15 protein-coding genes are annotated in these 13866 nt (G+C 69.9%); 4 read left to right on the top strand and 11 right to left on the bottom strand.

Translation table 11 applies throughout. From position 1 onward, the window contains the following. The first annotated feature begins 99 nt into the window (after positions 1-99). Entirely contained in the window at positions 100-270 is a 171-nt protein-coding gene (locus tag V8J36_RS07880) for a hypothetical protein (RefSeq protein WP_336466735.1), read from the top strand. A 189-nt stretch (positions 271-459) separates the two neighbouring features. Continuing rightward, complete coding sequence (locus tag V8J36_RS07875; RefSeq protein WP_336466734.1) at positions 460-2034, top strand: ATP-dependent DNA helicase; 1575 nt, start codon at positions 460-462, stop codon at positions 2032-2034. Positions 2035-2043: 9 nt separating this feature from the next. On the opposite strand, the gene V8J36_RS07870 is transcribed toward V8J36_RS07875, so the two are convergent. Then, positions 2044-2403: a putative quinol monooxygenase gene (locus V8J36_RS07870; RefSeq protein ID WP_336466733.1), complete on the bottom strand. Its 360-nt coding sequence runs from the start codon at positions 2401-2403 to the stop codon at positions 2044-2046. Positions 2404-2546: 143 nt separating this feature from the next. On the opposite strand from V8J36_RS07870, the gene V8J36_RS07865 reads away from it, so the two are divergent. Then, on the top strand, positions 2547-2783 hold the full coding sequence (locus V8J36_RS07865) for an Lrp/AsnC ligand binding domain-containing protein (protein WP_336466732.1): 237 nt from the start codon (positions 2547-2549) through the stop codon (positions 2781-2783). A gap of 87 nt (positions 2784-2870) precedes the next feature. Here V8J36_RS07865 and V8J36_RS07860 read toward each other — a convergent pair whose 3' ends face one another. The 10 genes from V8J36_RS07860 to V8J36_RS07815 form a co-directional block, all read right to left on the bottom strand. Then, positions 2871-3638, bottom strand: coding sequence for a TIGR02186 family protein (locus V8J36_RS07860; protein ID WP_336466731.1), 768 nt, complete (start codon positions 3636-3638; stop codon positions 2871-2873). Next, positions 3635-4558, bottom strand: a complete 924-nt coding sequence (locus tag V8J36_RS07855) for a sulfite exporter TauE/SafE family protein (RefSeq protein ID WP_336466730.1) — start codon at positions 4556-4558, stop codon at positions 3635-3637. The genes V8J36_RS07860 and V8J36_RS07855 overlap by 4 nt, the downstream gene beginning before the upstream one ends. A 290-nt stretch (positions 4559-4848) precedes the next feature. Beyond that, positions 4849-5670, bottom strand: a complete 822-nt coding sequence (locus V8J36_RS07850) for a purine-nucleoside phosphorylase (protein ID WP_336466729.1) — start codon at positions 5668-5670, stop codon at positions 4849-4851. After that, positions 5654-6619: an ABC transporter permease gene (locus V8J36_RS07845; protein ID WP_336466728.1), complete on the bottom strand. Its 966-nt coding sequence runs from the start codon at positions 6617-6619 to the stop codon at positions 5654-5656. The genes V8J36_RS07850 and V8J36_RS07845 overlap by 17 nt, the downstream gene beginning before the upstream one ends. Then, positions 6619-7713, bottom strand: coding sequence for an ABC transporter permease (locus tag V8J36_RS07840; protein WP_336466727.1), 1095 nt, complete (start codon positions 7711-7713; stop codon positions 6619-6621). The genes V8J36_RS07845 and V8J36_RS07840 overlap by 1 nt, the downstream gene beginning before the upstream one ends. Then, on the bottom strand, positions 7710-9263 hold the full coding sequence (locus tag V8J36_RS07835) for an ABC transporter ATP-binding protein (RefSeq protein WP_336466726.1): 1554 nt from the start codon (positions 9261-9263) through the stop codon (positions 7710-7712). Before V8J36_RS07835 ends, V8J36_RS07840 begins: the two co-directional genes overlap by 4 nt. Positions 9264-9267: 4 nt before the next feature. Beyond that, positions 9268-10257 (bottom strand): BMP family lipoprotein, encoded by a 990-nt coding sequence (locus V8J36_RS07830; RefSeq protein ID WP_336466725.1) that lies wholly within the window; start codon positions 10255-10257, stop codon positions 9268-9270. A 119-nt stretch (positions 10258-10376) separates the two neighbouring features. Next, complete coding sequence (locus tag V8J36_RS07825; RefSeq protein ID WP_336466724.1) at positions 10377-10811, bottom strand: GNAT family N-acetyltransferase; 435 nt, start codon at positions 10809-10811, stop codon at positions 10377-10379. After that, positions 10808-11407, bottom strand: coding sequence for a tRNA (adenosine(37)-N6)-threonylcarbamoyltransferase complex dimerization subunit type 1 TsaB (gene tsaB, locus V8J36_RS07820; RefSeq protein ID WP_336466723.1), 600 nt, complete (start codon positions 11405-11407; stop codon positions 10808-10810). The genes V8J36_RS07825 and tsaB overlap by 4 nt, the downstream gene beginning before the upstream one ends. Positions 11408-11417: 10 nt before the next feature. Continuing rightward, on the bottom strand, positions 11418-11981 hold the full coding sequence (locus V8J36_RS07815; protein WP_336466722.1) for a NifU family protein: 564 nt from the start codon (positions 11979-11981) through the stop codon (positions 11418-11420). A gap of 256 nt (positions 11982-12237) precedes the next feature. Between V8J36_RS07815 and V8J36_RS07810 the strand changes: the two genes are divergently transcribed. After that, positions 12238-13866, top strand: a complete 1629-nt coding sequence (locus V8J36_RS07810) for a Na/Pi cotransporter family protein (protein WP_336466721.1) — start codon at positions 12238-12240, stop codon at positions 13864-13866.

The following is a 13866-nucleotide window of genomic DNA, read 5'->3' as shown; positions in this document are numbered from 1 at the left end:
CCCCCGCGCGGTGGCCGGACTGTTTCGGGAAACGTTTACCAGTCCGGCAGGGAATCGGGCCATGCTGCAGGGCGGGCCGATCGCCCTGCCGGATGGGACATGCGTTACGAGTGGATGATCGATGTGCTGAGTGACCTGGCGCGGTTCGCCGAAGAGAACCGGATGCCGGACCTGGTCCAGCGGCTGGAAGAGGCGCGGCTGGTGGCCGAGCTGGAAATCGCGCGGCGCGAGCAGGAGGCGCCGGTCGGAGACGGGCTGACCGAACTTTAGGCTTCGGGTCGGTTTCGGGCGGGGAGGGGGCGCTGCCCCCGCGCGCCTCTGGCGCGCCCCCCGGGATATTTGAGCCAATGCGAAAGCGGGACGGCGCGCGTGCGGCGCCGGTCCGGAGCCGGTCTGGAGCCGGTGCGGCGCTGGCGGCGGCTCTGGCGGTGTGCGGGGTTTGGCGATAGGGTCCCGGCCATGCCGCAGGACCTGTTTCATGACCCCGATGCCGAGGCCGCCAAGCGCGCAGCCCTCGCGCCCGCAGCGACGCTGTCGGAGGACCAGGCAGAGGCCTGGGACAGTCTTGCCGCGGCGCTGCTCGATGCCGGGGTCGACATCGTCGACGGCAGCACCGAACCGCCGGGAGGCGGCGGCAGCGTCATGGCGGTGGTCGGCAAGGCCGGCTCGGGCAAGACGCTGCTGCTGTCCGAGCTGACCAAGGCGCTGGCCGCGGCCGGCTGCGAGGTGATCTCGGGCGATTACGAGGGCAAGAAGAAGAAGGACCGCCGGACTCTGGCGATCCTTGCGCCCACCAACAAGGCGGCGAGCGTGCTGCGCTCGCGCGGGGTGCCGGCGACGACGATCCACCGCATTCTTTATACGCCCGTCTACGATCCCGAATACGAGCGCATCGCCGAATGGCTGGCGGGGCAGGGCGAGCGGCCCGAGGTCGAGGGGCTGACCGATGCCGCGCTGGACCGCGCCAAGGCCTTCTACGACCAGATGAAGTCGATCCCCGGCGCGCTGGCGGCGGCGGGCCTGCGCGGCTCTGACTTCATCCTGGGATGGAAGCGGCGCGAGGATCCGCTCGACATCGGCTTCATCGACGAAAGCTCGATGCTCGACGACCGGCAGTTCGAGGATCTGAAAGAGATCTTCCCGATGCTGGTGATGTTCGGCGATCCGGCGCAGCTGGCGCCGGTGAACCAGTCGGGCGCCATGGCCTTCGACCGCCTGCCCGAGGGGCGGCGGCTGGTGCTGAACCGCATCCACCGGCAGGCCGAGGACAATCCGATCCTCGATCTGGCGCATGCGCTGGCCGACGAGAGCCTGACCTTCGAGGGGTTCGAGCGGATGGTCGAGGAGGCCGCGCGCAAGGACGACCGCGTGGTCTGGGCCGAGCGGGTGGAAAGCGACCTGATGGCGCGCTCGCCGGTGCTGGTGTGGCGCAACCAGACGCGGGTGCGGCTGATCCAGGCCTTCCGCGGCGCCTTCGGGGCGCCCAAGGACGCGCTTCTGCCCGGCGAGCCGCTGATCTGCGACGGGATCGAGCTGCCGTTGAAGCACCGCAAGAAGCGCATCGATCTGGAGGCGCGCGGGCTGATCAAGGGCGCGCAGGTGATCTGGCTCGGCCCCGGCAAGAAGCCCGGCTTCTCACGGCTGCATGTCATCGGGGCCGAGGATCCGCGGGTCTCGGCCGCCTCGATCATCAAGATCGAGCTGCCCGACGAGGAAGAGCCGTTCATCCCCTACGCCGCGCGGATGGGGGCGGCCTTCCTGCACGGGGCGGCGGTGACGATCCACAAGGCGCAGGGCTCGCAATGGGGCACGGTGCAGGTCTTCGCGCCCGATCTTTACGCCGCGGCGCGGGCCGGGCGGTCCGAAGCGGGGGTGCCGCTGTGGAAGCGGCTCGCCTATGTCGCGATCACCCGGGCCGAGCACCGGCTGCACTGGGTGGTGCGCAACCGGCTGTCGCGGCCGCAGTCCGGGCTCACGACCGCGGATCTGCCGGTTCCGGCGGCGGCGCTGAAGCTGGTCGCCGAGGAAGAGTGAGCCCCGCCCTCAGCGGTGGAAGCCCGCGATCCGGGCCTGATGGCGCGCGTCGAGCCCCGCCACCGCCGCGCGCAGCTCGTCATTGGCCGGCCCGTAGAGGGTGAAGCGCATCGGCGCAAAGATCGCGAAGAAGCGGTCGGCGAATTTCGCGCCGAAATTGCCGAGGTGCACGAGGGCCGCGGCGCTGTCGGCATAGCGTTCGATCACCGTGACATGCGCGCGGTCCTCGGTGATGTAGTATTCGTAGTGCAGCGCGCCGGGCTCGTCGGCCTGCGTCGCCGCGACCATTTCGTCGATCAATGGCTGGATCCTGTCGGCCGCGCCGGCATGGACCTCCATCTCCAGCACCCATTCGATGATGTCGCTCATGATGTCGTCCTCCCTGCCGCAAGAGATCGTCCGGCGCGGGGCGCTGTCAACGTGACGAAGGTCGGGGGCGGCGGGCCTGCGGGCCTTCCCTCTGGCGGGGCGGGGGCCTATCGTCAGCCCCGAGTTGAAGCAGGAGACCCCCGATGCGCTGCGTTTTCGTGCAGTTCCGCTGCGAGCCCGGCAAGACCTACGAGGTCGCCGACCGGATCTATGACCGCGAGGTGGTGTCCGAGCTGTATTCGACCTCGGGCGAATGGGACCTGATCGCCAAGGTCTATGTCCCCGAAGAGGTCGATGTGGGCCATTACCTGAACGAGAACCTGTTCGGGATCGAGGGCATCCAGCGCACGCTGACCACGATGACCTTCAAGGCGTTCTGACAAGGCCTTCCGAGCCGGCCCCCGAAGCGGTTTCGCGCCGCGCCGCGCCGCGCCCGGCGCCCGGGCCACGCGGCCCGAAAGCCGCGTTCAGCGGCGCAGCCAGGCGAAGCCGACCGAGGCGGCATAGCCCGCCGCCGCCGCCAGCAGCAGCGCGAGCAGCCCGTAGAGCGCCGGCTGTTCGCGGCTGAGCACGAAGAGCCAGCGTTCCAGCCCCACCTTGCGCACGTCGACCACCGTCTCGTGGCTGTCGACGATGCGCCCGTCGCGGGTCAGGAAGATCCGCGCGCGGTAGTCGCCTTCGCGCAGGTTCGCGGGCAGCAGGAAGCGGGTGCGGAACAGCGTGTCCTCGGCGATGTCCACCGCGCCCTGCTCGATGTCATAGGCGCCATCGGCCTCGCGCAGCCGGACCAGCGCCTGCACGAAGGCGGGGGCGCCGACGATGGTCGCGCCGACCGAGCGGATCGCGCGGTTGATGGTGATCGCGTTCCTGAGGTCTTCGGTCTCGGTCAGCACCTCGCGCAGCGGGGCGGTGGTGGCGACGGCGTAGTAGCTGGGCGCATGGTCGACATCGACCTGCTCGGTGTTCATCCAGATGCCGGCGACGCGCGACTTGCGGCGGACGGTCAGCTCTTCCTGCGGGCCCTCGAGGGTGATGATCACCTGCAGCGGCTTTTCCGGAATCGGCGCCTCGCGCTTCACGGCGCCGAAGATCAGGATCTCGGACCCGGTGAAGGTCGTGTCGATCGCGATGCGGTTCTGCGAAAGGCCGGCCACGACCTCTTCCGCGGCGAGCGGCGCCGCGGGCAGCAGGAGCGCGAGGGCGAGAACGATGCGGCGAGCGGCGGGGCGGATCATGACGCGCGCCCCTTCGGCACGACCGAATAGAGCTCGGCCGGGGTCAGCAGCAGTTCGAGCGCGAGCTTGCCGCAGACCGCCAGCACCAGAAGCGCGAGCAGGATGCGCAGCTGTTCCGCCTTGAGCTTCGCGCCGACCTGAGTGCCGATCTGCGCGCCGATCACCCCGCCGACGATCAGCAGCAGCGCCAGCACGAGGTCGACGGACTGGTTGGTCCAGGCATGCATGAAGGTTGTGAAGGCCGAGACGAAGAGGATGTTGAAGAGCGAGGTGCCCACCACGACCTTCGCCGGCATGCCCAGCAGGTAGATCATCGCCGGGACCATGACGAAGCCGCCGCCCACGCCCATGATCGCGGCCAGAACGCCGATGCCGAGCCCGACCAGGAACGGCGGGATCACCGAGATGTAGAGGCCCGAGGCGCGGAAGCGCATCTTCAGCGGCATCCGGTGCACCCAGCCGTGGCTCTTGCGCTTGGGCAGCGGCTGCGGGCCCTTGCGCTGGCGCAGCATGGCGCGCAGCGACTCCTGGAACATCAGGAGCCCGACCGAGCCGAGGAAGACCACGTAGCTCAGCTGCACGGCGAGGTCGATCTGGCCGAGGCGGGACAGGAGGTTGAAGAGGAAGATGCCCAGGCCCGAGCCGGTCATGCCGCCCGCGAGCAGCACCCAGCCCATTCGGAAATCGACGCCCTTGCGGCGGATGTGGGCAAAGAGGCCCGAGATCGACGAGGCGACGACCTGGTTCGCGCCGGTGGCGACCGCGACGGCCGGCGGCACGCCCGCGAAGAACAGCAGCGGCGTGATCAGGAAGCCGCCGCCGACGCCGAACATGCCGGAGACCAGCCCGACGATGCCCCCGAGCCCGAGGAGCAGGAAGGCGTTGACCGAAACCTCGGCGATCGGGAGGTAGATCTGCATGGCGTCTGTCCGGGAGGCGGGTGTTGCGACTGCATTTCGCCCGAATCGGCGGCTTGTCAAACCGAGAAGGCGCGATCGGCGGGCAAGCGTGTCCGGAAGGCTTCAGCCCGCTTAACCCTATGTGATCAGTCGTGTTTTGCGAGGGCGGCAGGGGCCGCTGCCCCCTCGGGCCTTGCGGCCCTCACCCCCGGGATATTTGGACCAGTGCGAAAGCCGCGGAAGAGGGGGCTCTGCCCCGGGCGCGCGGGCGCGCCTCCCCCGGGATGTTTGGTCAAAGTCGAGCGGGGCGGTCAGGGCGTGAGGAAGCGGGTCAAGACCCTGGCGAGCTTTACCGCGCCCAGCGGTGCCATCGCCTTGGTGTGTTCGTGGCTGATCCTCTCGTCCGACAGGCCGGCGGCCATGTTGGTGATCACCGAGATCGCCGCGACCTCGAGGCCGAGGAAGCGGGCGAGGATCACCTCGGGCACCGTCGACATGCCGACGGCATCGGCGCCAAGGATGCGGATCGCGCGGATCTCTGCCGGGGTTTCGAAGCTGGGACCCGAATACCAGGCGTAGACGCCCTCGTGCAGCGCGATCTGCTCGGCGCCGGCGGCCGCGCGCAGGGCGGCGCGCAGCGCGGGGGAATGGGCCTCCGTCATCGGCACGAAGCGCGCCTCGGTCTTCTCGCCGATCAGCGGGTTCAGGCCCGAGAAGTTGATGTGGTCAGAGAGCAGCATCAGCGATCCGGGCGGCATGTCGGGCTGCATCGAGCCCGCGGCATTCGTCAGGATCAGCCGGGTGACGCCGAGCGCCTTCAGCGTTTCCAGCGGCAGGCGCATCGCGGCGGGGTTGCCGCGTTCGTAGTAATGCTCGCGCCCGCCGAGGACGGCGACGCGGGTCCCGCCCAAGAGACCGATGCCGAGCTTCGGGGAATGGCCCGAGACGCCCGCATGCGGGAAGCCCGGCAGCTCGTCGTAGGGGATGTGCACGCCCGCGACCTGCTCGACCAGGCCGCCGAGGCCCGAGCCGAGGATCAGGGCGGTGCCCACAGGCTCGGTCCCCGCGACGGCATGGATGCGGGCGGCGAGGGCTTCTGCGGTGAGCAGGGCGTTCTCAGCGCTCTTTGACATACGGCTCGCCTCCGGCGCGCGGGGGGATTGCCTTGCCGATGAAGCCGGCGAGGATGATCACGGTCAGGATGTAGGGCAGCGCCTGCATGAACTGGATCGGCAGCACGAGGCCGAAGAGGTCGATGTTCTGCCAGCGGTTCGACACCGCTTCCAGCGCGCCGAACAGCAGGCAGGCGCCCAGCGCGGGGAAGGGCCGCCATTTCGCGAAGATCAGCGCCGCCAGCGCGATGTAGCCGCGCCCGGCCGTCATTTCCTTCACGAAGCCCGCCGAGAGCGCGGTCGAAAGGTAGACGCCCGCAAGGCCCGCGAGCAGGCCGCAGATCAGCACGGCGGCGTAGCGAAGGCCGGTGACCGAGACGCCGGCCGAGTCGACCGCGCCCGGGTTTTCGCCCACCGCGCGCAGTCTGAGGCCGAAGCGGGTGCGGTAGAGGATCCACCAGGTCGCGGGCACGCAGAGGACGGCGATGTAGACGAGGATCGCGTGGCCCGAGATCAGCTCGGCATAGATCGGGCCGAGGACCGGGACCGGGCGCAGGGTTTCCGCGAAGGGCAGCGTGATGGCGTTGAAGCGCGCGTCACCCGAGAGGGCGGGGGTGCGGCCGCCCTGCTGGAACCAGTCCTGTGCGATCAGCACCGTGAGCCCCGAGGCGAGGAAGTTGATCGCCACGCCCGAGATCAGCTGGTTGCCGCGGAAGGTGATCGAGGCGAGCCCGTGCAGCAGCGCCAGCACCATGGCGCCGGCGACACCGGCGGCGAGGCCCAGCCAGACGTGGCCGGTCCAGAAGGCCACCGCGCCCGACAGCATCGCCGCCATCAGCATCTTGCCCTCGAGCCCGATGTCGAAGACCCCGGCGCGTTCGGAAAAGAGCCCGGCAAGGCAGGCGAACAGCAGCGGGATCGCCAGGCGGATCGTGCTGTCGGCCAGCACTAGAAGCGTGGCGGCATCCATCAGGCGGTCCTCCGGCGGAAGAGGGCGAAGACGCGTTCGACCGCCATCCGCATCATCTGGTCGAGCGCCCCGGTGAAGAGGATCACCAGGGCCTGCACGACGGTGCGCAGCTCGAGCGGGATCGAGGTCCAGAGGCCCAGTTCCGCGCCGCCCTGGTAGAGGAAGCCGAACAGGAGCGAGGCCAGCAGCACCCCGAACGGATGGTTGCGGCCCATCAGCGCCACCGCGATGCCGATGAAGCCCGCGCCCTCGACCGAATTCAGAACAAGGCGCTCGGCCTCGCCCATCACGTTGTTGATCGCCATCAGACCCGAAAGCCCGCCCGAGATCAGCATCGCGATCATGGTGATGCGGGTGGGAGAGATGCCGGCGTAGACCGCGGCATGTTCGGACTTGCCGAAGGCGCGGATCTCGTAGCCGAGGCGCGAGCGGAACAGGAGCACCCAGACGCCGAGGCAGGCGGCGAGCGCGATGAAGAAGGTGATGTTCGCCGGCGTGTTGGGCCCGAAGACGGCCGAGAGGCCGGGGATGTCGTGCAGGGTCGGCAGCTTGGCGCCTTCGGGGAAGCGGGCGGTGGCCGGGTCCATGCTGCCCGGTGGGCGCAGGACATTGACCAGCATGTAGTTCAGCAGGGCCGCGGCGATGAAGTTGAACATGATCGTGGTGATCACGATATGGCTGCCGCGCCGGGCCTGCAGCCAGGCCGGGATCGCTGCCCAGGCCGCCCCGAAAAGCGCGCCGCCGATCATCGCCGCGGGCAGGGCCAGCGCCCAGTGCGGCCAGGGCAGCATCAGGCAGACGAGCGCCACGCCAAGCCCACCGAGGCCGGCCTGCCCCTCGCCGCCGATGTTGAAGAGCGAGGCGCGGAAGGCCACCGCCACCGCGAGGCCGGTGAACAGGAAGTTCGTCGCGTAATAGAGCGTGTAGCCCCAGCCATAGGCAGAGCCCAGCGCGCCGGTGACCATGGTGTTGAGCGCCTCGACCGGATCCTCGCCGATGCCGAGGATCACGAGGCCGGAGATCAGGAAGGCGGCGATCAGGCTGAGGATCGGCACCAGCACCACGTCGGCCCAGGCGGGAAGCGGCTGTCTCATGCGGCGACCCCCGCCATCAAGAGGCCGAGTTCGCGCTCGTCGGTGGCGGCGGTCTGCCGTTCGCCCATCACCGCGCCGTCGAACATGACCGCGACCCGGTCAGAGAGCGAGAAGATCTCGTCCAGTTCGACCGAGACCAGCAGCACGGCCTTGCCTGCATCGCGCAGCTCGATGATCCGGCGGTGGATGAATTCGATGGCGCCGATGTCGACGCCGCGGGTGGGCTGGCCGACCAGAAGCAGGTCCGGGTTGCGCTCGATCTCGCGCGCGAGGACGATCTTCTGCTGGTTGCCGCCCGAGAAGTTCTTGGCGGCCAGCGCCGGGATCGGCGGGCGCACGTCGAAGCGTTCCATCTTGCCCTTGGTGTCCTCGATCAGCGCGCGCTGGTCCATCAGCGGTCCGCTGCCGTAGCCCGCCCGGTGATAGCCGAAGGCGACGTTCTCCCAGGCGGTGAAGTCGAGGATCAGGCCCAGGTGGTGGCGGTCTTCCGGCACATGGCCCATGCCGGCGGCGCGGCGGGCGCGGGCATCGGCGCCGCGACCGGTGAGGTCGAGCGGCTGGCCGTTCAGAAGGATCTCGCCGGTGATCCGGCCATGGTGGTGGATGCCGCCCAGCACCGCCAGCAGTTCCGACTGGCCGTTGCCGGCGACGCCGGCGATGCCCAGCACCTCGCCGCGGCGGATCTCGAAGCTGACGTCCTTCAGACGCTGCACCCCCTGCGCATCGGTGACCGACAGGTTGCGGACCGACAGCACCACCTCGCCCGGGGTGGCGGGGGCCTTGGCGACGCGCAAGAGCACCTTGCGGCCCACCATCAGCTCGGCCAGCTCTTCGGGGCTGGTCTCCGCGGTCTTCACCGTCGCCGTCATCTCGCCGCGGCGCATGACGCTGACGGTGTCGGTGCTTTCCATGATCTCGCGCAGCTTGTGGGTGATCAGGATGATGGTCTTGCCCTGGTCGCGCAGGCCGCGAAGGATGCGGAACAGGTGGTCGGCCTCGGACGGGGTCAGCACGCCCGTCGGCTCGTCGAGGATCAGGATCTGGGCGTCACGGTAGAGCGCCTTCAGGATCTCGACCCGCTGCTGGTGGCCGACCGACAGGTCCTCGATCCGCGCATCGGGATCGACGTCCAGCTCGTACTCCTCGGCCAGCTTCCTGAGGCTCGCGCGGGCACGGGCCAGCGAGGGGCGCAGAAGCCCGTCGCCCTCGGCGCCGAGGATGACGTTCTCGAGCACCGTGAAATTCTGCACCAGCTTGAAATGCTGGAAGACCATGCCGATGCCGGCGCGGATCGCGGACTGGCTGTCGGGGATCTGGATCTCGCGCCCGCCGATCAGGATGCGGCCGGCATCGGCGCGGTAGAAGCCGTAGAGGATCGACATCAGCGTCGACTTGCCGGCGCCGTTCTCGCCGATGATGCCGTGGATCGTGCCGGGCATCACGCGCATCGAGATGTCGCGGTTCGCCTGCACCGGCCCGAAGGCCTTCGAGATCCCCACGAGCTCGATGGCGGGGGTGTCCCCCGCCATCATCGTCGTTGCAGCCGGCATTCCGTCACTTCACCGGGCAGGTGTTGTCGGCCATGTAGTCATGCACCTTGATCTCGCCGCTCGCGATCTTGGCGGCGGCGGCGTCGACCGCGGCCTTCATCTCGGGGGTGACGAGGTCCTTGTTGTTGTCGTCCATCGCGAAGCCGACGCCGCCGGCCTTCAGGTCCATGACCTGCACGCCGGGCTTGAGGTCTGCGCCGGCCTTGAACGCCTCGTAGACCGCGTTGTCCACGCGCTTGACCATCGAGGTCAGCACCGCGCCCGGATGCAGGTGGTTCTGGTTGCTGTCGACGCCGATCGACAGGATCTTCTCGTCCGCGGCGGCCTGCAGAACGCCGATGCCGGTGCCGCCGGCGGCGGCATAGATCACGTCGGCGCCCTGCGATTTCTGGCTGCGCGCCAGCTCACCGCCCTTGACCGGGTCGTTCCAGGCGGCGGGGGTGGTGCCGGTCATGTTCTGGATGACAATGGCGTCGGGCTTGGCAGCCATCACGCCCTGCGCATAGCCGCATTCGAATTTGCGGATCAGCGGGATGTCCATGCCGCCGATGAAGCCCACGGTCCCGGTCTTCGAGGCCATCGCGGCCATCATGCCGACAAGGTACGACCCCTGTTCCTCGGTGAACACCACCGACTGCACGTTCGGCTGTTCGGTGACCATGTCGATGATCGCGAACTTGGTGTCGGGATAGTCGGGGGCGACGGTGTTCAGCACGTCGCCGAAGGCGAAGCCGGTCATCACGATCGGGTTCGAACCCGACTCGGCCAGACGGCGCAGGGCCTGCTCGCGCTGGGCTTCCGACTGCATCTCCAGCTCGCGGTAGGTGCCGCCGGTTTCCTTCTTCCACTTCTCGGCGCCGGCATAGGCGGCCTCGTTGAAGGATTTGTCGAACTTGCCGCCAAGGTCGTAGATCAGCGCCGGATCGGCCGCCGCGGCCCCCGCACCGAGCGCGAGAAGCGCGGTCGCGCCGAGGATCTTGGTCATGATGGTCATGGAACTCTCCCGGTCTGGTCGGGCCTGCCTTCGTGACGCGGCGGCCTCTGGACATCGCATCGGATGAGAGCCTTAAGGCCGCGACCGGTCAAGCCGGATTCCGCGCTGCGGCAGTCGCGTCAACCACTTGGCAGAAGCGGGCGGGCAAGGACCAGCGCATCCTCGGTGGTTCCGTCGGGGTGGCGGTAGTAGCGCCGGCGCCGTCCGGCTTCGGTGAAGCCGGCCGCGGCATAGAGGGCACGGGCGGGGGCGTTGCCCTCGGCCACCTCTAGGAAGGCGGTCTCGGCCCCGCGGGCACGGGCCGCGTCGAGGAAGGATGCGACCAGCCGCGCGCCTGCGCCCTGCCGGCGGGCGGAGGGCGGCACGGCAAGGGTCAGAAGTTCCGCCTCGCCCGCCAGCGCGCGGCCGAGAAGGAAGCCGTCGCCTCCCCTCTCGCCCTCCGTCAGCAGGAAGCAGGTCGGGTCGGCGAGGAAGCCCGCGAAGGCGGCGGCGCTGAAGGGCGGCGGCGCGGTGAAGCTTTCGGCATGCAGCGCCGCCAGCCTGTCGGGCGTCATCCGATCAGCTGCGGGGCGGGAGCGGCGGGGGCGGCATCAGCCTCGCGCAGGTAAAGCGGCGCGGGGCGGGGGCCGGGAGCGCCCGCGGCAAGCCGGCGGGCGGCGATGCGGGCGATGGCCTCGGCCAGCGGCAGGGCGGGGGCGGCGTCGAGGCCGATCAGCGGCGCATCGGCGGCCGGAGGTTCGGTGACCAGCACCGGCGCCTCGGGCGCGCAGCCGTAGCCCTGCAGGTAGAGGTTGCCGCGCTTGGCGTCGATCGCGGCGCGCATCGGGCGCGGGCCGCCCTCGGCCAGCGCGTCCAGCGCGGTGACCCCGATCGCGGGGATCCCCAGCGACAGCGCCAGCCCGCGGGCGGCGGCGACCGAGATGCGGATGCCGGTGAAATTGCCCGGCCCGATCCCCACGGCCAGCGCCGAGAGGTTGGGCCAGTCCAGACCGGCGGCGGCGAGGGTTTCGGCCAGCAGCGGCATCAGCCGTTCGGCCTGTCCCTTGGCCATCTCTTCGCGCGACTGGGCAAGCACGCGGTCGCCCCGCAGCAAAGCGGCCGCGCAATGCGCGGCCGAGGTGTCGAAGGCCAGGATCACGGCGTCGGTCATGGAAACCGGATCAGGCCGCGACCGGCCGGACCTCGACCACTTCCGGGATGTAGTGGCGCAGCAGGTTCTCGATGCCCATCTTCAGCGTCAGCGTCGACGAGGGGCAGCCCGCGCAGGCGCCCTGCATGTGCAGGTAGACCACGCCGCGGTCGAAGCCGTGGAAGGTGATGTCGCCACCGTCCTGCGCCACGGCCGGGCGCACGCGGGTGTCGAGCAGCTCTTTGATCTGGCTGACGATCGCCTCGTCCTCGGTGTCATGCATCGCATGGCCGCCCGTGGGCGCGCCCTCGCCCTCGATCACCGCGGCGCCGGACTGAAAATGCTCCATGATCGCGCCGAGCAGGGCGGGCTTCAGGTGGTCCCAGGCCAGGCCCTCGGCCTTGGTCACGGTGATGAAGTCGGTGCCGAAGAACACGCCGGTCACGCCCTCGACCGCGAAGAGCCGGCGGGCGAGCGGCGACTTCTGCGCGGCCTCGGCCGAGGGGAAGTCGGCGGTGCCAAGCTCGAGCACGGTCCGGCCGGGCAGGAACTTCAGCGTCGCGGGGTTCGGGGTGGATTCGGTCTGGATGAACATGGGGCGCGGACCTCCGGGTTGGCCCCCGATATGCGCCTTCGGGGGGCGTGGGTCAAGGTTTGGAGCCATTCTAAATCGCCCGCCGCCGCCCGCCCTCCGGGGGCGCAGAATATGTCACAGGCACAATCGACCAGGAGCGTTTCCGCCGTCGCCCCGTTGACGCCGGGCGGGGGCGTGTCATCCTTCTGTTACATTCGGCCCCGCGCGGATCCGGCCGAGATCGGCCGCAGGGGCATGCCACGGGGATGCGTCGAGCATGGGATCACTGACGGGGTTCCTGCAGATCGGCGGCGCGGTCGCGCTGCTGCTGTTTGCGCTGGGACTGGTGCGCGAGGGGGTCACGACGGCCTTCGGCCTGCGGCTGAAGACCGCGCTGGGGCTGGGCACGCTGAGCGCACCGCGCGCCTTCCTTTCCGGGCTGGTGGCGACGCTGGGGCTGCAGTCCTCGACCGCGACGGCGTTGCTGGCGGCCTCTTTCACCGATCGCGGGCTGATCGCCGGGCGGATGGCACAGGTGGTGCTTCTGGGCGCGAATGTCGGCACGGCGCTGACCGCGCTGCTTCTGGCGACCGGCATCGGCGCGCTGGCGCCGGCGCTGCTGCTGGCGGGCGTCGCCGCCAGCCGGCGCGACCGCCCGTCGATCAGCGGTTCTGGCCGGGCGCTGATCGGGCTTGGGCTGATGCTGCTGTCGCTGGAGTTGCTGGGAACCGCCACCGCGCCGCTGCGCGAGACGCCGCAGATGGCCGCCTTCCTCGGGCTGCTCGACGCGGCCTGGCCGGTGGCGCTGCTGGTCGCGGCGGGGATCGCGGCGGCCTGTTCCTCGTCGCTTGCGGCGGTGCTGCTGGTGCTGTCGCTCGACCTGCCGGCGGGGCTGGTCGTGGTGCTGGTGCTGGGCGCGAACCTTGGCGGGGCGCTGGGGCCGGTGTTGGCGACGACCCGCGCCGGGGTCGCGGCCCGGCGGCTGACGCTGGGCAACCTGCTGGTGCGCGCCATCGGCTGCCTGATCGCGCTGCCGCTGGCGGGCGTGCTGGCCGCGGCGGTGCAGGCGCTGCCGCTGCCGCACACCGGCCTCGCGGTCGAGGCGCATCTGGCCTTCAACCTCGTGCTGGCGGCGGGCATCGCCCCCTTCGCCGGGCCGCTGTCGCGGCTGCTGGCGCAGTTGGTGCCCGAGGTCGAACAGACCGGCGAGGCGCCGCCGCGCTGGCTGGACGAACAGGCGCTGGCGGCGCCGGCGCTGGCGCTGGGCGGGGCCAGCCGGCAGGCGCTGGCCATCGGTGACGACATCCAGCGCATGCTCGACCAGACCCGCCATGCCTTCCGCAAGAACGACCTCGCGCCCCTGTCCGAGGTCTCGGCGCTGGAAGAGCGGGTCGACCTGCGCCAGCAGCAGGTGAAGACCTACCTTTCGCGCCTTGGTCCCGCCGCGGACGAGGACGACCGGCGCCGCTCGATCGCGATCCTAGACTATGTCATCAACCTCGAGCATGTCGGCGACATCATCGAGAAGGGGCTGGCCGCGAGCGTGCGCAAGAAGGTGGGTCTGGGGCTGCGCTTCTCGGACGCGGGCTATCAGGAGCTCGACGCGATGTTCCTGATGAGCGGCGAGACCCTGCAGATGGCGCAGACCATCTTCATGACCCGCGACACCGACCTCGCCCGCCGGCTGATGGAGCAGAAGGTCGAGATCCGCAACCGCGAGCGGCAGTCGGCGCAGCGCCATCTCGTGCGGCTGCGCGACGGCGAGCCGCAGAGCCGCGAGACCTCGTCGCTGCATCTCGACATCCTGCGCGACCTCAAGCGGCTGAATGCGCATCTGGTCTCTGTCGCCCATCCGATCCTTGACGAAGAGGGCCTGCTGATCGAGAGCCGGTTGCGCAACGGCTGA

The sequence above is a fragment of the Frigidibacter sp. MR17.14 genome, assembly GCF_037095735.1.
Lineage (GTDB): Bacteria > Pseudomonadota > Alphaproteobacteria > Rhodobacterales > Rhodobacteraceae > Frigidibacter.
This window is presented reverse-complemented; position numbering and strand designations above follow the sequence as displayed.

What these genes read in the sequence shown, in the direction of transcription:
- V8J36_RS07850 (WP_336466729.1), bottom strand. Translation starts at nt 5,670, where the DNA reads ATGTCAAAGAGCGCTGAGAACGCCCTGCTCACCGCAGAAGCCCTCGCC.
- V8J36_RS07860 (WP_336466731.1), bottom strand. Translation starts at nt 3,638, where the DNA reads ATGATCCGCCCCGCCGCTCGCCGCATCGTTCTCGCCCTCGCGCTCCTG.
- V8J36_RS07815 (WP_336466722.1), bottom strand. Translation starts at nt 11,981, where the DNA reads ATGTTCATCCAGACCGAATCCACCCCGAACCCCGCGACGCTGAAGTTC.
- V8J36_RS07825 (WP_336466724.1), bottom strand. Translation starts at nt 10,811, where the DNA reads ATGACGCCCGACAGGCTGGCGGCGCTGCATGCCGAAAGCTTCACCGCG.
- V8J36_RS07835 (WP_336466726.1), bottom strand. Translation starts at nt 9,263, where the DNA reads ATGCCGGCTGCAACGACGATGATGGCGGGGGACACCCCCGCCATCGAG.
- V8J36_RS07855 (WP_336466730.1), bottom strand. Translation starts at nt 4,558, where the DNA reads ATGCAGATCTACCTCCCGATCGCCGAGGTTTCGGTCAACGCCTTCCTG.
- V8J36_RS07810 (WP_336466721.1), top strand. Translation starts at nt 12,238, where the DNA reads ATGGGATCACTGACGGGGTTCCTGCAGATCGGCGGCGCGGTCGCGCTG.
- V8J36_RS07840 (WP_336466727.1), bottom strand. Translation starts at nt 7,713, where the DNA reads ATGAGACAGCCGCTTCCCGCCTGGGCCGACGTGGTGCTGGTGCCGATC.
- V8J36_RS07880 (WP_336466735.1), top strand. Translation starts at nt 100, where the DNA reads ATGCGTTACGAGTGGATGATCGATGTGCTGAGTGACCTGGCGCGGTTC.
- V8J36_RS07865 (WP_336466732.1), top strand. Translation starts at nt 2,547, where the DNA reads ATGCGCTGCGTTTTCGTGCAGTTCCGCTGCGAGCCCGGCAAGACCTAC.
- V8J36_RS07870 (WP_336466733.1), bottom strand. Translation starts at nt 2,403, where the DNA reads ATGAGCGACATCATCGAATGGGTGCTGGAGATGGAGGTCCATGCCGGC.
- V8J36_RS07845 (WP_336466728.1), bottom strand. Translation starts at nt 6,619, where the DNA reads ATGGATGCCGCCACGCTTCTAGTGCTGGCCGACAGCACGATCCGCCTG.
- tsaB (WP_336466723.1), bottom strand. Translation starts at nt 11,407, where the DNA reads ATGACCGACGCCGTGATCCTGGCCTTCGACACCTCGGCCGCGCATTGC.
- V8J36_RS07830 (WP_336466725.1), bottom strand. Translation starts at nt 10,257, where the DNA reads ATGACCATCATGACCAAGATCCTCGGCGCGACCGCGCTTCTCGCGCTC.
- V8J36_RS07875 (WP_336466734.1), top strand. Translation starts at nt 460, where the DNA reads ATGCCGCAGGACCTGTTTCATGACCCCGATGCCGAGGCCGCCAAGCGC.